At 72.8% G+C, this 23497-nt stretch carries 17 protein-coding genes and 1 pseudogene; 4 read left to right on the forward strand and 14 right to left on the reverse strand.

Annotation, left to right across the window (positions count from 1 at the left end; genetic code table 11):
* The 11 genes from AC07BF_RS12975 to AC07BF_RS13025 form a co-directional block, all read right to left on the reverse strand.
* Window positions 1-945, reverse strand: a complete 945-nt coding sequence (locus AC07BF_RS12975; protein WP_478317340.1) for an ABC transporter permease — start codon at window positions 943-945, stop codon at window positions 1-3.
* Entirely contained in the window at window positions 938-1864 is a 927-nt protein-coding gene (locus tag AC07BF_RS12980) for an ABC transporter permease (protein ID WP_478317341.1), read from the reverse strand. The genes AC07BF_RS12975 and AC07BF_RS12980 overlap by 8 nt, the downstream gene beginning before the upstream one ends.
* 140 nt (window positions 1865-2004) lie before the next feature.
* Complete coding sequence (locus AC07BF_RS12985; protein WP_478317342.1) at window positions 2005-3642, reverse strand: peptide ABC transporter substrate-binding protein; 1638 nt, start codon at window positions 3640-3642, stop codon at window positions 2005-2007.
* 429 nt (window positions 3643-4071) lie between these two features.
* Window positions 4072-5976, reverse strand: coding sequence for a translational GTPase TypA (typA, locus tag AC07BF_RS12990; protein ID WP_063347962.1), 1905 nt, complete (start codon window positions 5974-5976; stop codon window positions 4072-4074).
* Window positions 5977-6249: 273 nt separating this feature from the next.
* Window positions 6250-8097 carry an ABC transporter family substrate-binding protein gene (locus AC07BF_RS12995; RefSeq protein WP_363629560.1) on the reverse strand — a complete coding sequence of 616 codons (1848 nt, stop codon included), beginning with the start codon at window positions 8095-8097 and terminating at the stop codon, window positions 6250-6252.
* A 92-nt stretch (window positions 8098-8189) separates the two neighbouring features.
* Window positions 8190-10799, reverse strand: coding sequence for a SpoIIE family protein phosphatase (locus tag AC07BF_RS13000; RefSeq protein WP_400328365.1), 2610 nt, complete (start codon window positions 10797-10799; stop codon window positions 8190-8192).
* A 254-nt stretch (window positions 10800-11053) separates the two neighbouring features.
* On the reverse strand, window positions 11054-13807 hold the full coding sequence (locus tag AC07BF_RS13005) for a SpoIIE family protein phosphatase (protein ID WP_478333362.1): 2754 nt from the start codon (window positions 13805-13807) through the stop codon (window positions 11054-11056).
* 179 nt (window positions 13808-13986) lie between these two features.
* Window positions 13987-14403, reverse strand: coding sequence for an NUDIX domain-containing protein (locus tag AC07BF_RS13010; RefSeq protein ID WP_400988991.1), 417 nt, complete (start codon window positions 14401-14403; stop codon window positions 13987-13989).
* Between the two features lie 10 nt (window positions 14404-14413).
* On the reverse strand, window positions 14414-14596 hold the full coding sequence (locus AC07BF_RS13015) for an SPOR domain-containing protein (protein ID WP_363585430.1): 183 nt from the start codon (window positions 14594-14596) through the stop codon (window positions 14414-14416).
* Window positions 14597-14741: 145 nt separating this feature from the next.
* Window positions 14742-16178, reverse strand: a complete 1437-nt coding sequence (locus AC07BF_RS13020; protein ID WP_400988989.1) for a DUF4190 domain-containing protein — start codon at window positions 16176-16178, stop codon at window positions 14742-14744.
* Window positions 16179-16398: 220 nt separating this feature from the next.
* Entirely contained in the window at window positions 16399-17217 is an 819-nt protein-coding gene (locus AC07BF_RS13025; protein ID WP_363621405.1) for a methyltransferase domain-containing protein, read from the reverse strand.
* A gap of 159 nt (window positions 17218-17376) precedes the next feature.
* Between AC07BF_RS13025 and AC07BF_RS13030 the strand changes: the two are divergent.
* The 3 genes and pseudogenes from AC07BF_RS13030 to AC07BF_RS13040 all read left to right on the forward strand — a co-directional run bounded on the left by AC07BF_RS13030 (window position 17377) and on the right by AC07BF_RS13040 (window position 19581).
* A pseudogene (locus AC07BF_RS13030) lies at window positions 17377-18524 on the forward strand (dihydrofolate reductase family protein).
* Window positions 18525-18581: 57 nt separating this feature from the next.
* The gene (locus AC07BF_RS13035; protein WP_363629566.1) at window positions 18582-19247 is read left to right on the forward strand and encodes an HAD-IA family hydrolase; all 666 of its coding nucleotides are present in this window, start codon (window positions 18582-18584) and stop codon (window positions 19245-19247) included.
* A gap of 58 nt (window positions 19248-19305) precedes the next feature.
* The gene (locus AC07BF_RS13040) at window positions 19306-19581 is read left to right on the forward strand and encodes a type II toxin-antitoxin system Phd/YefM family antitoxin (protein WP_478333363.1); all 276 of its coding nucleotides are present in this window, start codon (window positions 19306-19308) and stop codon (window positions 19579-19581) included.
* On the opposite strand, the gene ychF is transcribed toward AC07BF_RS13040, so the two are convergent.
* The gene (ychF, locus tag AC07BF_RS13045; RefSeq protein ID WP_363621373.1) at window positions 19571-20644 is read right to left on the reverse strand and encodes a redox-regulated ATPase YchF; all 1074 of its coding nucleotides are present in this window, start codon (window positions 20642-20644) and stop codon (window positions 19571-19573) included. The two genes, AC07BF_RS13040 and ychF, sit on opposite strands and share 11 nt — an antisense overlap.
* 254 nt (window positions 20645-20898) lie before the next feature.
* Here ychF and AC07BF_RS13050 point away from each other — a divergent pair, with 254 nt between their 5' ends.
* The gene (locus tag AC07BF_RS13050; RefSeq protein WP_363621372.1) at window positions 20899-21534 is read left to right on the forward strand and encodes a DUF6542 domain-containing protein; all 636 of its coding nucleotides are present in this window, start codon (window positions 20899-20901) and stop codon (window positions 21532-21534) included.
* 22 nt (window positions 21535-21556) lie between these two features.
* Here AC07BF_RS13050 and ppgK read toward each other — a convergent pair whose 3' ends face one another.
* Both ppgK and AC07BF_RS13060 read right to left on the reverse strand, forming a co-directional pair.
* Window positions 21557-22303, reverse strand: a complete 747-nt coding sequence (ppgK, locus tag AC07BF_RS13055) for a polyphosphate--glucose phosphotransferase (RefSeq protein ID WP_400809815.1) — start codon at window positions 22301-22303, stop codon at window positions 21557-21559.
* Between the two features lie 156 nt (window positions 22304-22459).
* Window positions 22460-23434, reverse strand: a complete 975-nt coding sequence (locus AC07BF_RS13060; protein WP_363585438.1) for a 4-hydroxy-3-methylbut-2-enyl diphosphate reductase — start codon at window positions 23432-23434, stop codon at window positions 22460-22462.
* Window positions 23435-23497 lie beyond the last annotated feature (63 nt).

Below are 23497 nucleotides of genomic sequence, written 5' to 3' on the forward strand. Positions count from 1 at the left end.
TCAGCGGAGCTTCGGGTCGAGGGCGTCGCGCACCGCGTCGCCGAGCATGATGAAGGCCAGAACCGTGAGGCTCAGCATTCCGGCGGGGAAGAACAGGGCGAACGGAGCGGTCCGGATCACCTTCTGGGCGGTGTTGATGTCGATGCCCCAGGAGATGGTCGGGTCCTGCAGACCGATGCCGAGGAAGCTCAGCGTCGCCTCGGTGGCGATGTAGCCGCCGAGCGCGATGGTGGCGACGACGATCACCGGGGCGACCGCGTTCGGCAGGATGTGCTTCCACAGGATCCGGCTGGTGCCGGCGCCGAGCGCCTTGGCCGCCGTCACGAAGTCGGACTGCTTGATGGTGATGACCGAACCACGCATGACACGGGTCATCTGGGTCCAGCCCAGGGCGACCAGTGCGAACACCACGCTCCAGATGGTGCGCGAGGTGAAGGCGTTGAGGATCACCAGGGCGCCGAGCAGCAGCGGGATGCCGAAGAAGATGTCGGTGACCCGGGAGATGAGCGTGTCGACCCAGCCACCGAAGTAGCCGGCCAGCATGCCGGTGATGCTGCCGAGGATGGTCACACCCGCGGTGACGCAGATGCCGACGACGACCGAGGCACGGGCCCCGTAGATCACCCGGGCGTAGATGCTGCGGCCCTGGAGGTCGTAGCCGAACCAGTCGGCCTGGAAGAAGTGGCTGTAGTTCGGCTTCGTCAGGTAGTGCGCGCGCAGGTCGCCGGCGCGCGGGTCCGCCGAAGTGAACAGCCCGGGGGCGATCGCGATGACGATCAGCAGCAGGATCAGCAGCGCGGAGATCACGAAGATCGGCTTGCGGCGCAGGTCGTGCCAGGCGTCGGAGCCGAGGCTGCGGGCCTTCTCGGGCTTGGCCGCCGCGGTGTCGGCGGCACGCTGGGCCGGGATCTCCTCGGCCGTCTTCTTCTCGGTCAGGTCAGGCATAACGGATCCTCGGGTCCAGGACCGCGTAAAGCAGGTCGACGATCAGGCCGGCGGCCAGGTACACGAGCACCAGGAAGGCCACGAAGCCGGAGACCGTCGTGCCCTCCTTCAGGTTGATCGCGTGGAAGAGCGCGTTACCGACACCCTTGACGTTGAAGATGCCCTCGGTGACGATCGCGCCGCCCATCAGGGCGCCGAGGTCGGTGCCGAGGAAGGTGACCACCGGGATCATCGAGTTGCGGAGCAGGTGGGTGCCGATCACCTTGCGCCGCGGCAGGCCCTTGGCCACCGCGGTGCGGACGTAGTCGGCCTTGATGTTCTCGGCTATGGAAGTACGGGTGAGGCGCGCCACGTACGCCAGCGACAGCGAGCCGAGCACGATGGCCGGCAGCATCAGCTGGGTGATGTCGTTCGAGTCCTGGACGGTCGGCGTGACCCACTTCAGGTCGTCCGCGAAGATCGTCTGGAAGATGAAGCCGAGCACCGGAACCGGGATCGAGATCAGCAGCAGGGTCATGACCAGGGTGCCCTTGTCGAACGCCTTGCCGCGGCGCAGACCGGCGAACAGGCCGACAGAGACGCCCAGCACGATCTCGATGATGAAGGCCAGCAGCGCCAGCCGGACCGTGACCGGCAGCGCCTCGGTGATCACGTCGAGCACCGGCCGTCCGGCCAGGGTGGTTCCGAAGTCACCGGTGAGCAGTTTCCCCATGTAATCGAAGTACTGCTCGTACCACGGCTTGTCGAAGCCCATCTGGTGGGTCAGCGCGGCGAGCTGGGCCGGGTCCGGCGCCTTGTCGCCCCACATCGCGGCCACCGGGTCACCCGGCAGCATGTGCACCATGACAAAGATGAGCAAGGTCGTTCCGAAGAAGACCGGGATCATCTGGAGCAGTCGCCTCGCGACAAAGCGCCCCATCGTGCCTCCATGTATGACTCTGCCGGGCCCGTCATCCCGGCCAGAGATAAGTCGGCGTGCCAACGGCCGGTGCCAGTCCTCGCCCTTGTGGGGATGGACGGGCACCGGCCGTTGTCACCGGGTCAGGCGGTGCCGACCGATTACTTCTTCTTGACCTCGACGTCGGTGTAGACCGGGTTGCCGAAGGAGTCGAACTTCACGTTCTGGACGTTGTTGGACCAGCCGGAGCTGGTCTTGTAGTACCAGAGCGGGATGGCCGGCATGTCCTTGGCCAGGACGGCCTCGGCCTGCTGGTAGAGCTCCGCGGTCTTCTCGACCGAGGTGGCCGCGTCGGCCTCCTTGGAGAGCTTGTCGAACTCCGGGCTGGAGTAGCCGGCGTCGTTCGCGGCGGCACCGGTGCCGTAGACGTCGCGCAGGAAGTTCGCGTTCAGCGGGTAGTCCTGCACCCAGCCGGTACGCATCATGCTCGACACCTGACGCTTGGTCACCAGGTCGCGCGAGGTCTTGAAGTCCGGCTTCGGGTCACCGAGGCACTCGACGCCGGTGGCCTGGCGGATCGAGTTGCAGACCGCGTCGACCCACTCCTTGTGACCGCCATCGGAGTTGTACAGGATGGTGATCTTGTTACCGGGGACACCGTTGCCCTCGGCGATGAGCTGCTTGGCCTTCGCCGGGTCGTACTTGCAGGCGTCGCCGCAGCTGCCGGCCTTGAAGCCCATGACGCCGGGCGCCACGAACGCGTCGGCGGGCTGACGCGTGCCGTTCAGCACGGTCTTGGTGATGGTGTCACGGTCGATGGCCATCGACAGGCCCTGGCGGACCTTGGCCTTCTCCGGAGCGCTCCAGTCGGCGTTGTACAGCGCGAAGGAGATGTTCTGGATGGCGCCCTGCGGCTGGTCGACCGCGCGCTTGCCCAGGTCGTCCTTGTACTTGGGCAGGTCGGTCGAGTCGACCTGGTCCAGGACGTCGAGGGTGTCCGACATCAGGTCCTTGTACGCGGCCTCACCGGAGGTGTAGTTCCGGAAGACGATGCCGCCGTTCTTGGCCTTGTTGACGCCCGCGTACTTGTCGTAGGCGGCCAGGGTGATGGCCTTGTTGTGCTCCCACGACACGAACTTGTACGGGCCGTTGCCGACCGGCTTCTGGCCGTAGCCCGCCGGGTCGGAGAAGAACCCGGTCGGCAGCGGGTAGAAGGCCGAGTAGCCGAGCTTGTACGTGAAGTACGAGACCGGGCTGGTCAGCTCGATGGTGAAGTGCGTGTCGTCGACGACCTTCAGACCGGACATGGTGTCGGCGGTCGGGTCACCCTTCTCCGGGTGAACGGCCTCGTAGCCGACGATGTCGGAGAACCAGTCCGAGTTGATCTGGTTGTTCTTGGTGTTCGCCGACCAGTTCCAGGAGTCCACGAAGGACTTGGCCGTCACCGGGGTGCCGTCGTGGAAGGTCCAACCGGACTTCAGCGTGACGGTGTAGTTCTTGGCGTCAGTGGTCTCGATCTTGTCGGCCACCTGGTTACGCAGGGCGCCAGTGGCGGGGTCGTAGTCGACGAGGCCCTGGAAGAGCTGCTTGACGATGCGGCCGCCCTGGTTCTCCATGGCGTTGGCCGGCTGCAGCGGACGCTGCGGCTCGCCGCTCTGGTAGCTGAACACGCCCTGGGCGTTGACCGCAGCGCCATCGGAGCTGCTCCCACCGGTGGAACCGCCACTGCTACAAGCAGTCGCGGCGAGGGCGACCGCAACAGCTGCGACAACCCACTTGGCCTGGCTCCCACCACGCATCGGTGTGCCTCCTGAATTCGACGTTGCAACGAGGAGGGCACTGCGGACGGGTGTTACCTGGCCCGCTGTGCCGTCCGCGCTCGTGGTTTCGGCGCGCACCCCTGCGCGTCACCCTTGACCCGAGCCTGACTGCACCCACTATCCGTCACGCACGGACACGAAAGTGACCAGTGACGATCTCAATTAGGTCACATGAACAGTCGGTAAGTTTCGAAAACCGGACATAAGAGACATAGCCAGACAGGCACCAAACGGACAGTCGTCATGAATGACGAACTGTCACGTTCGCTCAGCGGACACCTGGGAGTGATGAGCGCTATTCCGTTAATACGCCCGTCGACAACTTGGAGTAGTTGAAAAAGTTCGCCCCCCTCTCCATGGGAAAGGGGGGCGAAGCATTCCGGCCAAAGGCCGGTCAAGCCGTCCGGATCACGCCTTCTTGGCGCGCGAGGCGGTGCGGCCGCGGTCCTTCGCGTCGAGGACGACCTTACGGATGCGAACCGTCTCCGGGGTCACCTCGATGCACTCGTCCTCGCGGCAGAACTCCAGCGACTGCTCCAGCGAGAGCTTGCGCGGCGGGACGATCGACTCGGCCACGTCTGCGTTCGAGGAACGCATGTTGGTGAGCTTCTTCTCCTTGGTGATGTTGACGTCCATGTCGTCGGCGCGCGAGTTCTCGCCGACGATCATGCCCTCGTACACCTCGGTGCCCGGCTCGCAGAAGAGCACGCCGCGCTCCTGGAGGTTGGTCATCGCGAAGGCGGTGACCACGCCGGACCGGTCGGCGACCAGCGAACCGTTGTTGCGGGTGGTCAGGGTGCCGAACCACGGCTCGTGGCCCTCGTGGATCGAGTGCGCGATGCCGGTGCCGCGGGTGCTGGTGAGGAACTCGGTCCGGAAGCCGATCAGACCGCGGGACGGGACGACGAACTCCATCCGGACCCAGCCCGAGCCGTGGTTGGACATGTTGTCCATCCGGCCCTTGCGGACGCCCATGAGCTGCGTGACCGCGCCCATGTGCTCCTCCGGCACGTCCACCGTGAGGCGCTCGACCGGCTCGTGGGTCTTGCCGTTGACCTGCTTGGTGACGACCTGCGGCTTGCCGACGGTCAGCTCGAAGCCCTCGCGGCGCATGGTCTCGATCAGGATGGCCAGCGCCAGCTCACCGCGGCCCTGCACCTCCCAGGCGTCCGGGCGCTCGGTCTCCAGGACGCGCAGCGAGACGTTACCGATCAGCTCACGGTCCAGGCGGTCCTTCACCTGGCGGGCGGTGACCTTGCGGTCCACCTTGCCGCTGGACTTCGCGTCCGCGCCCTTGCCGCTGCCGCCACGGCCGACCAGCGGCGAGGTGTTGGTGCCGATGGTCATCGAGATGGCCGGCTCGTCCACCGTGATCAGCGGCAGCGCGATCGGGTTCTCCGGGTCGGCGAGGGTCTCGCCGATCATGATCTCGGAGATGCCGGCGACGGCGCAGATGTCACCCGGGCCCGCCACCTCGGCCGGCTTGCGGGTGAGCGCCTCGGTCATCAGCAGCTCGGAGATGCGGACGCTGGAGATGGTGCCGTCGCGCTTGATCCAGGCCACGGTCTGGCCCTTGCGCAGCTCGCCCTGCTCGACGCGCAGCAGCGCGATGCGGCCGAGGAAGTTGTCGGCGTCGAGGTTGGTGACGTGGGCCTGGAGCGGCGCGTCAGCCTCGTACGTCGGGGCCGGGACGTGCTCCAGCAGGGTGGAGAAGAACGGCTCCAGGCTGGTGCTGTCGGCCGGGACGGTGCCGTTCTCCGGCTTGGTCAGCGAGGCGACGCCGTCACGGGCACAGGCGTAGACGATCGGGAACTCGATCTGGTCCTCGTCGGCGTCCAGGTCCAGGAACAGGTCGTAGGTCTCGTTGATGACCTCGTCGATCCGGGAGTCCGGGCGGTCCGTCTTGTTGATGCAGAGGATGACGGGCAGCCGGGCGGTGAGCGCCTTGCGGAGCACGAAGCGCGTCTGCGGCAGCGGGCCCTCGGAGGCGTCGACCAGCAGGACGACCGCGTCCACCATCGACAGACCGCGCTCGACCTCGCCACCGAAGTCGGCGTGGCCCGGGGTGTCGATGATGTTGATGGTGATGGGCGCGCCACCATCCTTCGGGTGGTACTTGACGGCGGTGTTCTTCGCGAGAATGGTGATGCCCTTCTCGCGCTCCAGGTCGTTGGAGTCCATCATCCGGTCGTCCAGGTGCTGGTGGGCGGCGAAGGCGCCGGCCTGCTTCAGCATGGCGTCGACCAGAGTGGTCTTGCCGTGGTCGACGTGGGCGACGATAGCGACGTTGCGGATGTCGTTGCGCGTGGGCATGCCTAGCTGATTCTCCTGGAATCGTGGGTTACGGCGCCCGGCCGCGAGACGCCGACCAGCGATCCCTGCTGGATCGCCGCCGCCCGTTCCGCCTGCTACTACCGGTCCACCCGCCGTGGCAACGGACATGCCCCGGCTTCCTCCTATCGTACGGGGAAGCGCCCAGGTGAGCAGAAACGGGCAGGTCGGGCGGGATCAAGATCACAGGCAGGCCACCCGTTCGTCACCCGCTGTTCGCTCCCCGACCGGCTCCGGCGGGCCCGGGGAACGGGCTCAAGCGCTCCACCCCACGTCCTGGAAGCGCGGCCAGCCGTACCCCCAGACCCCGGCGCCCGCGACGCCCGCCCGGACGCCGACCAGCTCGGGCCGCTGGTAGAGCGGCACCGAGTGGCCGAGCTGCCAGATCCGCACGTCCGCCTCCTGGAGCAGGCGGAGCCGGGCGGCCGGGTCGAGCTCGGCGGTGGCGCGGTCGAAGAGCCGGTCGATCTCCTCGGTTCCGCTGCGGGCGTAGTTGCTGCCGGGGTCGAGGGTGCCGTCGGCGTCGGGCCGGGGCTTGGCGTAGACGGGCCGCTGCTCGCTCGCCGGGCTGGTGCCGGCGGGCCAGGAGAACAGGGCGAGGTCGTACTCCCCGGCGGCCAGCTGGTCCTGGACGAAGGTGTCGGCGGACGCGGTCACGGCCTTCACCTCGACACCGGACTCGCCGAGGTCGGCGGTGAGCGCGTCGGCGGTCCGCTTGGCGGTCGCGGAGCCGGCCGGGACGAGCAGGGTGAGGGTGAGCTCCTTGTCGTCCTTGGTGCGGGTGCCGCCGGTGTCGGGCCGCTTCCAGCCCGCCTCGTCGAACAGCCGGGCGGCGTCGGCCGGGCCGGCGGCCGCACTGTTGTCGCGGTAGCCGTCCTGGTCGCCGGCGAGCAGGTGGCTGCCCAGCGGGGCGCCGGGCAGGCCGAGCGGGGTGAGCGCGGCGTCGGCGATCCGCCGCCGGTCGACGGCGCGGGTCAGGGCGAGCCGCAGGGCCGGGTCGGCGAGCGGGCCGTGGGCGGAGTTGAGGGTGAGCTGGGTGAGCGAGGCGCCGACGGCCCGGTGCACGATGACGCCGTGCAGTCCCTCGGCCCGCCGCAGGGCCAGCGCCGCGGCCTCGGGTGCGGCGGGCGGGGGCGCCGCCTCGGCGGTCGGCGTATCGGAGGCGCCCGGGGTGGCGGTCGGTGTGGCGGAGGCGGTGGGCGTGGCGGAGGCGGCCGGGGCGGGGGCGGGCACCGCCTGGTCCACCGCCGCGGTGAGCGGGGCGATGTCCAGCCGGTTCTGGTCGAGCGCGTCCAGCCGGCCCTCCGGCGGCGCGGCGATGAACTCGATCCGGTCGGTCTTCGGCTGGTCCCCCCACCACCGCGGGTTGCGGGCGAGGACGACCTGCCCGCCTGCGGCGTCGTACCCGGAGACGGTGTACGGCCCGGCGCTCAGGTGCTCTCCGCCGGTCAGCGCCCGGTTGAACGCGGCCGGGGTGGCCGTCTCGGCCGCCGGGTAGAGCGGGCCGAACAGCGAGCGCCATTCGGCGTACGGGCGCCGGAAGGTGACCCGGACTTCGTGCGGGTCGGCGCCCTGGGCGATCGCGTCGATGGCGTCGTACCCGGCCGGGCGTCCGCCCTGGTAGGTCGGGTCGAGGCCGGAGAGGGCGGCCCGCTGGGCGGTCAGGTCGGCGGCCGTGAGCGGGGTGCCGTCGCTCCAGACCGCGCGCGGGTTGAGCCGGTAGGTGACGACCTGCGGCTGCTGCCCTGGCGGGGTGGACTCGGCGCCGGCCAGGTAGTCCGGGTCGGGGACGAGCCGGCCGTGCCCGTCGGGCCGGAACAGCGAGGGGTAGAGGGCGTGCGCGAGCAGTGCCGAGTCGGCGGTCGCGTCACCCTGGTAGACGTTGAGCGTGGCCGGGACGCCGTCCACGGCCCAGCGCAGCCTGCCGCCGCCCCGGACGGCGGTGCGGTCCGCGGCCCGGACGTCCCCGGTGCCGGAGGTGGGGTCGGCCGAGGCCGGCGCGGGGTCGGGGGTACGGGCCGGATCCGGGCCGTCGGAGCAGCCGCCGAGGCCGGCGGCGAGCAGCAGCGCGACGGCTGCGGAGGTGAGCTGGCGGACGCGCATGGCGGCCATGGAACGCCGTCCGGGCGCCCGGGCCCGGGCCGACACGGCGAACCGCCCGCCGACTGCACCCGGACGGCCGAACCGCGACCGGCCTAGAGGCCCAGCTCGAACCAGACGATCTTGCCCTTGGGCGTCCGCCGGCTGCCCCAGCGCTCGGCCAGCAGGCTGACCAGTTGCAGGCCGCGCCCGCCCTCGTCGGTCTCCTGGGCGCGCCGCTGCCGGGGCTGGGCGTAGCCGTCGTCCCAGACCTCGCAGACCAGGCCGCGATCGCGCAGCAGCCGCAGCCGGATCTCGCCCCGGCCGTGCTTGAGCGCGTTGGTGACCAGTTCGCTGACCAGCAGCTCGGTGGTGTCCACGAGCTCCTCCAGGCCGCGGGTCAGCAGCCAGCTGCAGGCCAGCTCGCGGGCCTTGGCGACGGAGGTGGGCTCGGGCGGCAGGAACCAGTTGCCGACGGCGTCCTCGGGGAAGGCGTGCACCTTGGCCATCAGCAGGGCGATGTCGTCCTCGCCGTGGTGCGGGTTGAGCTCGCCGAGGACGTGCTCGCAGAGTTCTTCGAGGCCCTTGCCCTTGGCCGACAGCGCGGTGCGGAAGCCGCGCAGGCCCTCGTCCAGCTGGTGCTTGCGGCTCTCCACCAGGCCGTCCGTGTAGAGGCCGAGGATGGCGCCGTCCGGGAGGGTCAGCTCGACCTCCTCGAAGGGCTCGCCGCCGACGCCGAGCGGCAGGCCGGGCGGGACGTCGAGCATCCGGGCGGGCTCGCCGGGGCTGAGCAGGACGGGCGGCAGGTGGCCGGCGTTGGCGATCCAGCAGCGCCGGGTGACGGCGTCGTAGACCGCGTAGACGCAGGTGGCCAGGTAGACCTCGCGGGCCTCCTCGTCGGCGGCGGAGGTGAGCCGGCCGTACGGGGTGGGCGGGCCGGCCGGCACGGTGTCGCCGCCGAGGCCGCGGGCGATCTCGTCGAGGGCGGTGAGCACCTCGCCGGGCTCCAGGTCGAGCATGGCGAGGGTGCGGACGGCGGTGCGCAGCTGGCCCATGGCGACGGCGGCGCGCAGGCCGCGCCCCATCACGTCGCCGATGACCAGGGCGGTGCGGTTGCCGGGCAGCGGGATGACGTCGAACCAGTCTCCGCCGACCTCGGTGTTGTTGTTGCTGGGCAGGTAGCGGCAGGCGATCTCCAGGCCGCTGGCGGCCGGGTTGCCCGGGGGCAGCAGGCTGCGCTGGAGGATCAGGGCGCGCTCGTGCTCGCGGCGGTAGAGCCGGGCGTTGTCGATACAGACGGCGGCGCGGGCGACGAGTTCCTCGGCGATGGCGACGTCGCGGGCGTCGAAGGGCTCGCTGCCGATCGCGCGGGAGAGCTGGACGAGGCCGAGCACCTGGTCGCGGGCGACCAGCGGGACGATCAGGGTGGAGCGCAGCAGCGGGTCGGGCCCGGGCTCGGGGACGACGCTGCGGCCGGTGCGCAGCGCCCGGGCGTGCGGGGAGCGTCGCGGGTAACAGAGGGTGCCGCCGGCCTCGGCGATGGGCAGGCCGGTGACCGAGCCGAGCACCGAGGAGGCGCCGCCGATGACGCTGGAGACGGCGACCCGGCGCAGTTCGCCGCTGCCGTCGGTGAGCACGGTGTCGCCGAGCCGGCCGGCGCTGGGCACGGTCTCGCCGGAGAGCAGCGCGGTGTACAGGTCGACGGTGGCGAGGTCGCAGAACGGCGGGACGACGACGTCGAGCAGTTCCTTGGCGGTGGTCTCCAGGTCGAGGGTGGAGCCGATGTGCGCGCTGGCCTCGTTGAGCAGGGCGAGGTTGCGGCGGACGCCGTCGGCCTCGCGCTCGGCGACGTGCCGGCTGGTGACGTCGGAGACCTGCCCGGCGACGCCGATCGGCTGTCCGGCCGCGCCGTTGAGGCGGTACAGCGAGACGGCCCAGAGCCGGTTGCCCTCGCGGGTGGGGACGGCGCCGTGGAAACGCAGGTCGAAGACGGGCTCGCCGGTGGCGAGGACCTTGCGCAGGGCGGCGGTGAGGCGGTCGGCCTCGGACGGCGGGAAGAGGTCGTGCGGGGTGAGGCCTTCGAGGTCGGTGGGGGCCAGGCCCATGCCGGAGGCGAAGGCGTCGTTGACCCGCTGGAGGCGCAGCCGGTCGTCGAACAGGATGAAGCCGGTGGGCGTCTGCCCGAAGACGGCCTCGGAGGCGGCGAGGTCGGTCTCGACCCGGCGCAGCCGGCCGAGGTCGACGGCCAGGCAGGTGGCGCCGGCGGTGGGCAGGGCGCTGTCGGGCATCAGGTAGAGCTCGGCGAGGCCCTCGCCGCCGACGGCGTCCCGGTAGGGGGTGGTGCCGACCCACTCCTCGCCGGCCAGGGCGCGTTCCAGCCGGGCGCGTCCGCGCTGCCAGAGCTCGCGGGGGACGAAGGTGGTGATCGGGTCGGCGCCGACGGCGTCGGGGGCGGGGACGCCGAAGAACTCGGCGGCGCGCTCGCTCCACTGGCTGATCCGGCCGTCGGGGCCGATGGTGAAGGTGGCGACCCGGATGTAGTCGTAGATCGACCCGGGGCCGCCCGCGCCCCACGGGTGGTCCGCGGCCCCGGGGTGGTGACCGAGGCCCACGGGGCCTGCGCCGGGCGGGTCCGCCGGCGCGGGCAGGTGCGGTGAACCGGCCTGCCCGGGCACGACAGCATGACCGCTGCTGCTCGGCGCGTTCCGCGCCGGGGTGCTGTTCAACGGACCGACCCCTCCAACCCGCGACCGTCCGGATGTCGAGAAGACCGAGTATTCATCATCGAGGGGTACGTTCACACGCCCTCAACATCACAACATCAGATCGGGCGAAGGTTTTTGTCCTACCGCCCGCGCAACCACAATGCCACGTCCGCGCCCCCTTCCGGGCTGCGCGCTCCCCCCGGCCACCTGCTGGCATATGCGGTCCCGCCCTCCTCGCCCCCGCTCGGGCTCGCGCCCCCGACCCGCTGCGCTCCCTATGACTCCTCGGGCTCACTACCCGGCAGCGCCTGCTCGAACCAGACCACCTTGCCGATGCCCTCGGCCCGGGCACCCCAGTGCAGCGCCAGGCGGCGGACCAGTTCCAGGCCCCGGCCGCCCTCGTCGGCCTCGGCCGCGTGCCGCTCCCGGGGCGGCTCGGGCAGCGGGTCGGAGATCTCGACCAGCAGCGTCTCGCCGAGCGTCAGCCGCACGCCGATGGGGGCGCTGGCGTACCGGACGGCGTTCGTGACCAGCTCGCTGACCAGCAGCTCCGCGGTGTCGGTGAGCTCCTCGACGCCCCACTCGGCGAGCGTGGAGCGGACCAGCCGGCGGGCCCGGGAGACGGCGGTGGGCTCGGCGGGCAGGGTCCAGCCGGCCGTCGGGGTACCGGCCTGGCCGTGGCCGAGCCGGGCCAGCAGCAGCGCGACGTCGTCCGGCTCGCGGCCCTGCTCCATGGTGTCGAGCACGGCCTCGCAGGCGGCCTGGATGGAGGCGTGCGGCTCCTGGAGCACGGTGACCAGCCGACCGAGGCCGACGTCGAGGTCCTTGTCCCGGGACTCGACCAGGCCGTCGGTGCAGAGGGCGAGCAGGCTGCCCTCGGGGATCTTCAGCTCGACGGATTCGAACGGGACGCCGCCGACGCCGAGCGGGGCGCCGGAGGGCAGGTCGAGGATCCGGCCGGCGCCGCCGCGCAGCGGGCCGCCGGTCCGGGTCGGCTCCCCGCCATCCTCGCCCGGCACCACCAGGACGGGCGGGATGTGCCCGGCCTTGGCGACGGTCAGTCTGGCCGTCCCCGGGTCGAACACCGCGTAGACGCAGGTGGCGAGCAGCGCCTCGTCCGGGCCCTGGGCCAGGTCGTCGGCCAGCTCGTGGACGTGCCGCAGCAGGACGTCCGGCGGCAGGTCGAGGGCGGCCAGCACCCGGACGGCGGTGCGCAGCCGCCCCATGGTGGCGGCGGCCCGCAGGCCGTGGCCCATCACGTCGCCGACCACCAGCGCGGTGCGGTCGCCGGGCAGCGGGATGACGTCGAACCAGTCTCCGCCGACCTCGGCGCCGCTGCTGCCGGGCACGTACCGGTAGGCGACCTCGACGCCGGTGGGCTGCGGGACCTGCTGCGGGAGCAGGGTGCGCTGGAGGGTGAGCGCGGCGGTGCGCTCGCGGGCGTACAGCCGGGCGTTGTCCAGCGAGCTGCCGGCCCGGTCGGCCAGCTCGACGGTGAAGGCCAGGTCGTCCCGGTCGAAGCCCTCCCGGTAGCCGCCCCGGCTGACCAGCAGCAGACCGATCACGATGCCGCGGGCGCGCAGCGGGACGACCAGCATGGAGTGCACGCCCAGGTCGTGGGCGGCCTGCGTCTTCGGGTCGCCGGGGTACGTCACGTCGTCGAGCTGGTCCGCGCCGGAGAGCAGTTCGGGGACGCCGGTGCGCAGCACCCGGCCGCAGGCGGAGTCCTCGGCGAAGGTGATCCGGGCGCCGCGGCGGAGCATCACCTCGACCTCGGGGCCGTCCTGGACGGAGGCGGTGCCGAGCTGGAGCAGCGAGGTGCGGCGGTCGTGGCCGTGCCGGGGCAGGTCGTCACCGTGCGCGACGGCCTGCAGCAGGATCACCGCGGAGTGGTCGGTGAGCCGGGGGACGACGGAGCTGGCGAGCTCCTGGGCGATCCGGGCGGCGTCGAGCAGGTCGCCGACCCGGGAGCCGAACTCGTTGAGCAGCGAGAGCCGGCGCCGGGCGTGCTCGACCTTGGCGACGGCGCGGTAGCGCTCGGTCACGTCCATCACGGTGCCGGAGATGCCGAGCACCCGGCCGGAGCGGTCGGTCATCCGGCTGTAGGAGATCGAGCGGTAGCCGGAGCGGGCGGTGACCGGGGAGGCGAGGGTGACGTCGATGACCGGCTCGCCGGTGGCCAGCACCTGGCGCTGGATCGCGGTGACCTCGTCGGCGGCCCGCTCGGGCAGGGTCTCGCCGGTGGTCCGGCCGACGTGGTCCGCCAGGGCGACGCCGTTCATCTCGGCCAGGGTCTGGTTGACGGCGGTGTAGCGCAGCTCGGTGTCCATGATCGCGATGCCCAGCGGGGACTGCTCGAACAGCGCGTCACGGACGGCGAGGTCGCGCTCGACGGCCCGGACGGCGGCCGCCTCGGCCATGTTGACCTGGAGGAACGGGGTGCCGTCGCCGTCCACCAGGAGGGAGATCCTGGCGTCCACCGCGATCGGCACGCCGTCCCGGTCGCGCAGTTCGGCGTTGCCGGCCCAGCGGCCGTGGCGCAGGGTGTCCTGGATCGCGGCCCGGATCCGGCCGACCTGCTCCTGGTCGGGGATCAGCTCGTCGATCCGGCGGCCGACCAGCAGCTCGTTCGGCCAGCCGAGCAGTTCCTCGGCGGCCGGGCTCCAGAGCACCACCCGGCCCGCGGTGTCCAGGATCGCGATGGCGACCTTCAGCATGTCGAGCAGGCTGCCCTCGGCCGGCACGCCGGGGCCGTACGGGGCGTCGGACGGCCCACCGGGGAACGGCCGGGCGGGCCGGCTGCGCAGGCCGGGCTGGGGGCCCGGGTCGGAGACGGGGACGGCCAGGGTCGGCGCCGGCTGGTCGGGCCGCGGGGCTTCGGGGGCATCGGCGGCGTCCCGCCGACGGCGGCCGGCCGGTGGCTGCGGGGCGGCGGGCCGGGCGCCCCGGCGCAGCCGGGCGCGGGCGGCTGCGCTCCCCGCGGCGCCTGTCCGCGGTGCTCCTCCGCCGCCGTTCCCGGTACTCGACACCGACGGGGCCTCCGGCTCTGGTCGGGATCGGCGTCGCCGGCTGGGACGGCTCACCGATGGTGACGAATAGTGCCGAAAAGTGACATACCCAGCAGAACCCAGGCTATCCCGGCCGCCGGGTCGTCTTGTCTGATTGACCTACCCCGTACCCCGCGCGTCGCACACCGGCTCAGGCCGCCCTATGCATGGAGCAACCGGGCGACGTGCGGCAGGACGTCGCGGTCGTGCTCGATCCAGTCGACGCTGTCCAGCTCGGCCGGGCCGAGCCAGCGCAGCTCGTCGTGGTCCTCCAGTGGACGGGGGTCGCCGGCCAGCAGCTCGGCCGCCCAGAAGCGCAGCTCCAGACCCGGCCGGACGCTCCACGCGCCCGGCAGCCGCTCCAGCGCCCGCGCCCGGACGCCCAGCTCCTCCAGCAGCTCCCGCTCCAGCGCCTGCGCCTCGGTCTCGCCGGGTTCGACCTTCCCGCCCGGGAACTCCCAGCGCCCAGCCACCGCCGCGGGCGCGCTGCGCCGGGCGGCGAGCACCCGGCCCCCGTGGATAAGGGCGCCGCCGACGACGATCCGGGGCTCGACGGGGTTCTCGCTCGCCTTGTCCATGGGCCCGACCTTAGGTCCTGTCCGGCCCCGCGCCGTCCGCAGCGGCGGCCTCGGCCTCGACCCAGTACAGCTGCTTGTGGCCGCGGGCCTCGAACTCGACCGCCAGCCGCTCCGCCGCGACGCGGTCGAGCCCGGCCGCGACCAGGAAGCGGTTGCCGTTGTCGTCCTGCCGCATCACCCGAAAGGCGCTCATGGCGGGGAGCGTATCCCCGGCCTGCGTGGGGGTCGGGCCGGGGATCCGCCCCCACGACGCTACGGGCGGCTCGCTACCGGCAGGTACGGGTGCGGTTAACGGCGGGTAACCCGGCCGCGCCCGGCGGCCCGGACCCGTCGGCAGCTCAGACCTGGAGGTCGGGCACCTGCTCGCCGGTGGACAGGCCGAGCCCGCGCCGGATCTCGATGCTGAGCGGCACCGACTTGGTCACCAGCGCCCGGGCCCGCCGGACGTCGCCCTCCAGGTCGTCGCCGGAGGCCGCCGCGTCCCAGGCGGTGGCGGCCGCCTCCTGGGCCGCGGCCAGCTTGCGGACCGCCGGCTTGACCTCGGCCGGCCACGCCGCCGACGCCTTGTTCAGCGCCGCGGCCTCCGCGTGGGAGGCGGTGGACATCCGCCGGGCCCAGGTCCGGTACTCGGACGACGCGTCCGCGAAGCCCTTGCTCGGCTGCTCCGCGTAGGCGTCGTTGAAGCCCCGGACGGCCTCCAGGTAGGCCAGCTGGGCGGGGTTCAGGCTGCCCCGGTCGGTGCGGACCGTCCCCAGGTGCTCGCCGTCGCGGTCCTCGAACGCGCAGGTGACGTAGCGGTCACCGGACCTCCAGTTGCCCCGGGTCGGGTAGAGGTAGACGTCGTCCATGCCGTCCGGGATCGCCCACTGGTCGAGGGCGTAGTCGTCGAGCACCGTGCGGCACAGTTCGGCGGCCCGCAGGCGGACCGTCGCCTCGCCCGGGTAGGACGGGCCGTCGCCCGCCGGGATCCGGGCGGTGCCGGCCACCTCGCCGTGGTGCGGGACCGAGCACGGCACCCGGCGGACCCAGTAGAGCGTCTCGTCGCCGCCCTCGGGGTCGGCCCGGCTGCCGTTGTCGGGGGTGTTGTAGCAGTCCCCGGACTTCAGCGCGGCCCACGGGACGGACCCGGCCGGAGCCTTCGTGGACTGGCCGAACCGGCCGCCATCGGGGGACTCGAAGGTCGAACCGGACACGACGAGCGACAGCAGCACCGTGCCGACCACGCCGAGCACCAGCCCGGTCACCGCCATGCCGAAGCCGCGCTCCTTGCGGCGGTTGATCTGGACCAGCGCGATGATGCCGAACACCAGGGCCACCGGCGCCGCCACGACCAGGCCGGTCACCAGGGCGGCGACCGCGAAGCCGTTGGTGACGGGGGCGGGCCGGGGGTAGGGGAAGCCGGGCTGGAGGCCGGACTGCGCGGCGGGCGGCACCGACGCCCAGCCGCCGGCGGGCAGCGGCGGGGGCGGGGGCTGCGGCGGGGCCTGCGACCGGGACTGCGACGGCAGGGGCGCGGCCCACGGGTTGGCGGGCGCGGGCGGGAGGGGCGGCACGGGCGGGGCGGGCGCGGACGGGGCGGCGGGGCCGGGCTGTCCGGGTACCGTGACCGGCTCGGGCTGCCCGGCCTGCGCCTGCTGCTCCGGCTGGTCCGCCCGCTCCGACTGCCCCGCCCGCTCGGCCCGCTTCGCCGGCGCGGCCTCGTGGGCCGGTGTGCGGGGATCGGCCGCAGGCGACTCCGGCCCCGGCGCGGGCGGTTCGGACGCAGGCTTGGACACGTGGACTCCCCCGGCCCGCCGGTACGGGCATCGACTCGGCAGCTCGACTCGTCGGCTCGCCCCCTCCAGCAACGGGCCGGACGGGCCCGAACGGCCCCGGTACGAGCGGACGCGCGACTTTACCCGATCTTTCCGAACGCCCGCGCGACCGTTTCGCCCGCCCCGCCGCCCATCCCGCCGCCCGGCCTCGCCCTCGGCCCGTCGCCGGCCCGGCCCCCGGTCAGCCGCGCGCCAGGATCTCGCCGTGCAGCATGGAGAACCAGCCGTCCCCGGCGGCGCTCCACTCCTGCCAGCCGGCCGCGATGCGCGCCAGTTCGGCCTGGTCCGCGAAGCCCCGCTCCACCGCCGTCCGGCCGATGGCGGAGCCGGTCACCCGGTCCGCCCACATCCCGCCCCACCAGGCGCGCTGCTCGGGCGTCGCGTACGTCCAGGTGGTGGCGGTCGCGGCGATGTCGGTGAAGCCCGCCGCCCGCGCCCAGGACAGCAGCCGCCGCCCGGCGTCCGGCTCACCGCCGTTGGCGCGGGCGATCCGCTCGTACAGCTCCAGCCAGCGGTCCAGCGCGGGCGCCTCGGGGAACCAGGTCATCGACGCGTAGTCGACGTCCCGGGCCGCGACCACACCGCCCGGCGCCGCGACCCGGCGCATCTCGCGCAGCGCGGCCACCGGGTCGGCCACGTGCTGCAACACCTGGTGAGCGTGCACCACGTCGAACTCGCCCTCTCGATAGGGCAGTTCGTGGACATCGGCGACCTCGAACACGACGTTGGACAGGCCCCGGCCGGCCACGTACGCGGCGGCCTGCTCCAGCACCTCGGCGGAGGTGTCCACTGCCACCACGCGACCGCCCGGGCCGACCAGCTCGGCCAGGTCGGCGGTGATCGTGCCGGGCCCGCAGCCGATGTCCAGCAGCGCCTGCCCGGGGCGCAGTTCGGGCAGCAGGTAGGCGGCCGAGTCGGCCGCCGTCCGGGAGCGGTGCGAGCGCAGCACGGCCTCCTGGTAGCCGTGGGTGTAGACGGTGGCGGGCTGCTGTCCGGTCATGGTGTCCCCCTGGGGAGTGGTCGGTTTCCGCGACGCCTTCGACGCTAGTGGACGTTCCGCATTCCGAGAAGATTCGTCTCACCTGTCGATCACCCCGCGACCGCGCCACCCCCGGCGGCCGTACCGTGGGGCGCACCCGAGAGAACGGTCCCCCCGCCCATGCCCGGCCAGCGCCCCTTCGTCCTGCTGAGCGCCGCGATGTCCCTCGACGGCCACCTCGACGACGCCTCCCCCGACCGCCTGCTGCTCTCCAACCGGGCCGACTTCGACCGGGTCGACGCCGAACGCGCGGCCGCCGACGCCGTCCTGGTCGGCGGCAACACGCTGCGCGCCGACAATCCGCGCCTGCTGGTCAACGACCCCGCACGCCGGGCCGCCCGGCTCGCGGACGGCCGCGCCGAGTACCCGCTGAAGGTGACGCTCAGCGCGAGCGGCGCGCTCGACGCCGACCTGCGCTTCTGGCACACCGGCGGCGCCCGGCTCGCCTACACCACGGACGCCGGCGCGACCGTGCTGCGGCCCCGCCTGGACGGGCTGGCCGAGGTGGTCGCGCTCGGCGGCGCGGTGGACCTCGGCGCGGTGCTGGACGACCTGGGCGCGCGCGGGGTGCGCCGGCTGATGGTCGAGGGCGGCGGCGGCGTGCACACCCAGTTCCTGGCCCAGGGCCTGGCGGACGAGCTCCAGCTGGCGGTCGCCCCGCTACTGGTCGGCCAGGCCGAGGCGCCGCGGTTCGTCCGCCCGGCCGCGTTCCCGGGCGGCCCGGCCCGGCGGATGCGCCTGCTGGAGGCACGTACGGTGGACGACGTCGTCCTGCTCAGGTACGCCCCGAAGGAGCCCGCCCCGTGACCGGAGCCCGTCCCGTGACCGCCGACCTCGACCACCTGCGCCGGGCCGTCGAACTCTCCCGCCGCTGCCCGCCGTCCGCGACGGCCTTCTCGGTCGGCGCGGTGATCGTCGGCGCCGACGGCGAGGTGCTGGCGGAGGGCTACAGCCGGGAGGGCGACGCGCACGACCACGCCGAGGAGGCGGCCCTCGGCAAGCTGCCGACCGGCGACCCGCGGCTGCGCGGGGCGACCGTCTACAGCTCGCTCGAACCGTGCGGACAGCGCGCCTCGCGGCCGGCGCCGTGCGCCCGGCTGCTGATCGCGGCGGGCGTGCCGCGGGTGGTGGTGGCCTGGCGCGAGCCGGACCTGTTCGTCACCGACTGCCAGGGCACGGCCCTGCTGGCGGCGGCCGGGGTCGAGGTGGTGGAGCTGCCGGAGCTCGCCGAGGCGGCCCGCGCGGTCAACGCCCACCTGCTCGGCTGATCTTTTGTATCATCAGGGAACAAAGAGCTCGTCCTTCCTTGCCCGAGGAGCAGCCCCATGCCCGCCACACCCCTCCAGCTGACCGCTCGCGCCCTCCTCCTGGACATGGACGGCACCCTGGTCAACTCCGACGCCGTGGTGGAGCGCTGCTGGCACCGCTGGGCCGAGCAGCACGGACTCGACCCCGTCGCCGTGCTGGCCGTCGCCCACGGCCGCCAGGGCCACGCGACGATGGCCGAACTGCTGCCCGACCGCCCGGTGGAACTCAACCTCGCCGACAACCGGCGGATGCTCGCCGCCGAGCGCGCCGACACCGACGGCGTCGTCCCGATCCCCGGCGCCGGCGCCTTCCTCGCCGCCCTGGACGGCCTGCCGCACGCCCTGGTCACCTCCGCCGACGAACCGCTCGCCCGGGTCCGGATGGGCGCCGCCGGCCTGCCGATGCCGCCCGTCCTGGTGACCGCCGAGTCCGTCGGCGCCAGCAAGCCCGACCCGGAGGGCTTCCTCAAGGGCGCCGCCGCCCTCGGCTTCGCCCCCGCCGACTGCCTCGCCTTCGAGGACTCCGACGCCGGCATCACGGCCGCCCGCGCCGCCGGCATCCGCGTCGTCGGCATCGGCCCCCGCGCCGCCGCCCACCGGCCGGACGCCCACGCCGACACCCTCGACGACGTCACCGTGACCACCGCACCGGACGGCACCCTGACCGTCACCGTCCGCCCCTGACCGGGGCGGCGACCCGGTCACCCTTGTCACCGCACGAGTCAGACGTAGGAGTCGAGCCATGAAGACGACGACCTACTCGGACTCCCGCGCGCACTACGCCGAGGTACTGAACGCGGTCACGGACGACCGCGAGGAGATCGTGATCACTCGCGCCGGACACGAACCGGTGGTCACAGTCTCACTGGAGGACCACCAGCCCCTCAAGGAGACCGCCTACCTGCTGCGCAGCCGCACGGTGACACGGAAGGGGGCGGGCTCGACAGAGCCCGGCCCCTTCCGGTCCGCACATTCGACCAACCGGTCAACTCGCGGCAAGCAGACGGCTACACGTTGAAGCGGAACTCCACCACGTCGCCGTCCTGCATGATGTATTCCTTGCCCTCGATGCGGGCCTTGCCCTTGGAGCGGGCCTCGGCGATGGAGCCGGTCTCGACCAGGTCGGCGAAGGAGATCACCTCGGCCTTGATGAAGCCCTTCTGGAAGTCGGTGTGGATGACTCCGGCGGCCTCGGGGGCGGTGGCGCCCTTCTTGATGGTCCAGGCGCGGGTCTCCTTGGGGCCTGCGGTGAGGTAGGTCTGCAGGCCGAGGGTGTCGAAGCCGACCCGGGCGAGGGTGGCGAGGCCGGGCTCCTCCTGGCCCATCGACTGGAGCAGCTCCAGGGCCTCGGCGTCGTCGAGCTCGATCAGCTCGGACTCGATCTTGGCGTTGAGGAAGATCGCCTCGGCCGGGGCGACCAGCTCGCGCTGGACGTTCTTGAAGTCCTCGTCGGCCAGCTCGGCCTCGTCCACGTTGAAGACGTAGAGGAAGGGCTTCGCGGTCAGCAGGTGGAGGTCGCGGATCGGGGTGGTGTCGAAGCCGGCCTCGAAGAGGGTCTTGCCGGTCTCCAGGACCGCCTGCGCGGCCTCGGCGGCGGCCAGCACGGGGGCGGTCTCCTTCTTCAGGCGCGCCTCCTTCTGGAGCCGCGGCAGGACCTTCTCGACGGTCTGGAGGTCGGCCAGGATCAGCTCGGTGTGGATGGTCTCGATGTCGTCCTTGGGCGACACCTTGCCGTCCACGTGCACCACGTCCGGGTCGGTGAAGGCGCGCACGACCTGGCAGATCGCGTCCGACTCGCGGATGTTGGCGAGGAACTTGTTGCCCAGTCCCTCGCCCTCGCTGGCGCCGCGCACGATGCCGGCGATGTCGACGAAGTCGACGGTGGCCGGGAGGATCCGCTGGGAGCCGAAGATCTCGGCGAGCTTGGCCAGCCGCGTGTCCGGGACGCCGACGACGCCGACGTTCGGCTCGATGGTGGCGAACGGGTAGTTGGCCGCCAGCACGTCGTTCTTGGTCAGGGCGTTGAACAGGGTCGACTTGCCGACGTTCGGCAGGCCGACGATTCCGATCGTGAGCGACATGAAGCGCAGTCCCGTGGGCTTGGAGGAGTTGGGTCGGCCCCGTGCGGGCCGACCCCCAAGTCTACGGGCAGCGCCTCACGCCCCGGTCGCCGCCGGGAGGGGCTCCAGGAACTCCGGCCGGCCGCCCGGGCGGCTGGGCCGGACAGGTCAGGCCGCTGAACGACGATCACATCAGCCCTCCGCCAGGAGACACGGGGCAAGACCTGAACGGTCCATTACACAGTGTGGCGATGATCGGACCGTACGTTGGGCGGGTGGAGCAGAGCATCCGTACCCAGCCGCCAGGGCCCAGACGCCGACCGCCGAACGGCGCGGCCGGGGCCGCCGTCCCCGGGCCCGGCCGGGCTCCCGAGACCGCCGGAGCCCCCGCCGCCGCCCCCGCCGCCCGGCTACGCCCGGTAGCCGGGCCGCCCGCCGCCACCACCGCCCGCCCGGCCACCCCCAGGCTGCGGTTGCGGCTGCCGCTGCGCGGACGCGCCGAGGCCCCGCTGTACGGGCGGCGCCGGACCGGACGGCCGACCCGGCTGACCGCCATCGGCACGGGCGTGGCCGCCGTGCTGGCGACCCTCGCCGTCGCGGGCCTGGACCGGCTGCTGTTCGACGGCCTCGGCTGGCTGTTCGGCCTCGGCTACCTGGCCGTCTGCTTCCAGCTGGCCGTCCGGGTGCGCTACGTCGACCTGCTGGCCGCACCGATCAGCGGGCCGATCGCCTTCGCGCTGGCGCTGCTGCTGCTCGGGCCGGTCACCTCCTCGGGCGTCACCGCCCAGGTGGTGGCGCTGGCGACCGGGCTGGCGCTGCGGGCCGGCTGGCTGTTCTCCGGCACCGGGCTGGCCGCGCTGATCGTGCTCGCCCGGTTCGTGGCCCAGCGCCGGATCCAGCGCTCCCGCTGAGCGGTGCCTCGGGCGGGCGGCCTCAGCCCGCCGCCCGGGCCGCCGCCATGGCGGCGCCGACGATGCCCGCGTCGTTGCGCAGCTCGGCCGGCACCACCCGCGCCTCCCGCTCCCGCAGCAGCGGCAGGAACTTCTCGTGCTTGCGGCTCACCCCGCCGCCGATCACGACCAGCTGCGGCGAGAACAGCATCTCGACCAGGTCCAGGTACTCGTCGACCCGCCCGGCCCACTGCTCCCAGGTCAGCCCGTGCCGTTCCTTGGCGGCCGAGGAGGCCCGGCGCTCGGCGTCCTTGCCGCGCAGTTCCAGGTGGCCCAGCTCGGTGTTGGGCACCAGCACGCCGTCCACGAAGAGCGCGCTGCCGATGCCGGTGCCGAAGGTGAGCACCAGCACCACGCCCGACTGGTCGCGCCCGGCGCCGTGCACGGTCTCGGCGAGCCCGGCCGCGTCGGCGTCGTTGAGCACGGTCGCGGGCAGGTCGAGCGCCTCGCGGAACAGGCCCGCGGCGTCCAGGCCGATCCAGCCCTTGTCCACGTTGGCGGCGGTTCTGGTCCGGCCGCCGACCACCACGCCGGGGAAGGTGAGCCCGACCGGGCCCTGGTGGTCGAACTGGCGGACCACCTCGCGGACGGCGCCGACCACGGCCTCGGGGGCGGACGGCTGCGGGGTGAGCACCTTGTACCGCTCCTGGGCCAGCACGCCCCGGGCGAGGTCGACCGGGGCGCCCTTGATGCCCGAACCGCCGATGTCCACGCCGAATACCGCCGCCATCACGTCCACCCTCCGCCGGGGCCGCGGACCGCTTGTCCACAGCCTGTGCACAAAACTACGAGAGGGCACGGGTGGACGCACAGCAGAAAACCCGGCAACCCCGAGGGGGTGCCGGGCTCTGCGCGAAAGGACCCGGGAGCGGTCCCGGGACCGGCCCTACAGCTTGCCCGCCGCCTCGGCGCGCAGGTCGCGGCGCAGCTCCTTGGGCAGCGAGAAGGTCAGGTGCTCCTCGGCGGTCTTGACCGTCTCGACCGTGTCGTAGCCGCGCGCGGCCAGCCACTCCAGCACGCCCTCGACCAGGATCTCCGGGACGGAGGCGCCGCTGGTCAGGCCGACCGTGCCGACGCCCTCCAGCCAGGCCTCCTGGAGCTCCTCGGCGAAGTCCACCAGGTGGGCGGCCTTGGCGCCGTACTCCAGGCCGACCTCGACCAGGCGGACGGAGTTGGAGGAGTTCTTGGAGCCGACCACGATCAGCAGGTCGGTCTCGGGGGCCATCTGCTTGACCGCGACCTGGCGGTTCTGGGTGGCGTAGCAGATGTCGTCGCTGGGCGGGCTGACCAGCGCCGGGAAGCGCTTCTTCAGCTCGCCGACGGTGGCCATGGTCTCGTCCACCGACAGGGTGGTCTGGGACAGCCAGACGACCCTGGACTCGTCCCGGACCCGCACGTTGGCGACGTCCTCGGCACCGTCCACCAGGTGGATCCGGTCCGGGGCCTCGCCCATCGTCCCGACGACCTCCTCGTGGCCCTCGTGGCCCACCAGCAGGATGTCGAAGCCCTCGTCGGCGAAGCGCACGGCCTCCTTGTGCACCTTGGTGACCAGCGGGCAGGTGGCGTCGATGGTGGCCAGCCGGCCGGCCTTCGCCTCGTCGTGGACGGACGGCGCGACGCCGTGCGCGGAGAAGACCACGATCGAGCCCTCGGGCACCTCCTCCGTCTCGTCGACGAAGATCGCGCCCTTCTTCTCCAGGGTCTGCACCACGTACTTGTTGTGGACGATCTGCTTGCGGACGTAGATGGGCGCCCCGTACTGCTCCAGGGCCTTCTCCACGGCGATCACGGCGCGGTCTACACCCGCGCAGTAGCCCCGGGGGGCGGCGAGCAGGACACGGCGCGGCGCGGTGTTGGACATGGCTCCATCGTACGGGCGGCGCCGAGCCGCGCCGACGGGAGGCGCTTTCCGGACAGACCCGGT

It is taken from the genome of Kitasatospora sp. NPDC043950 (genome assembly GCF_056435345.1).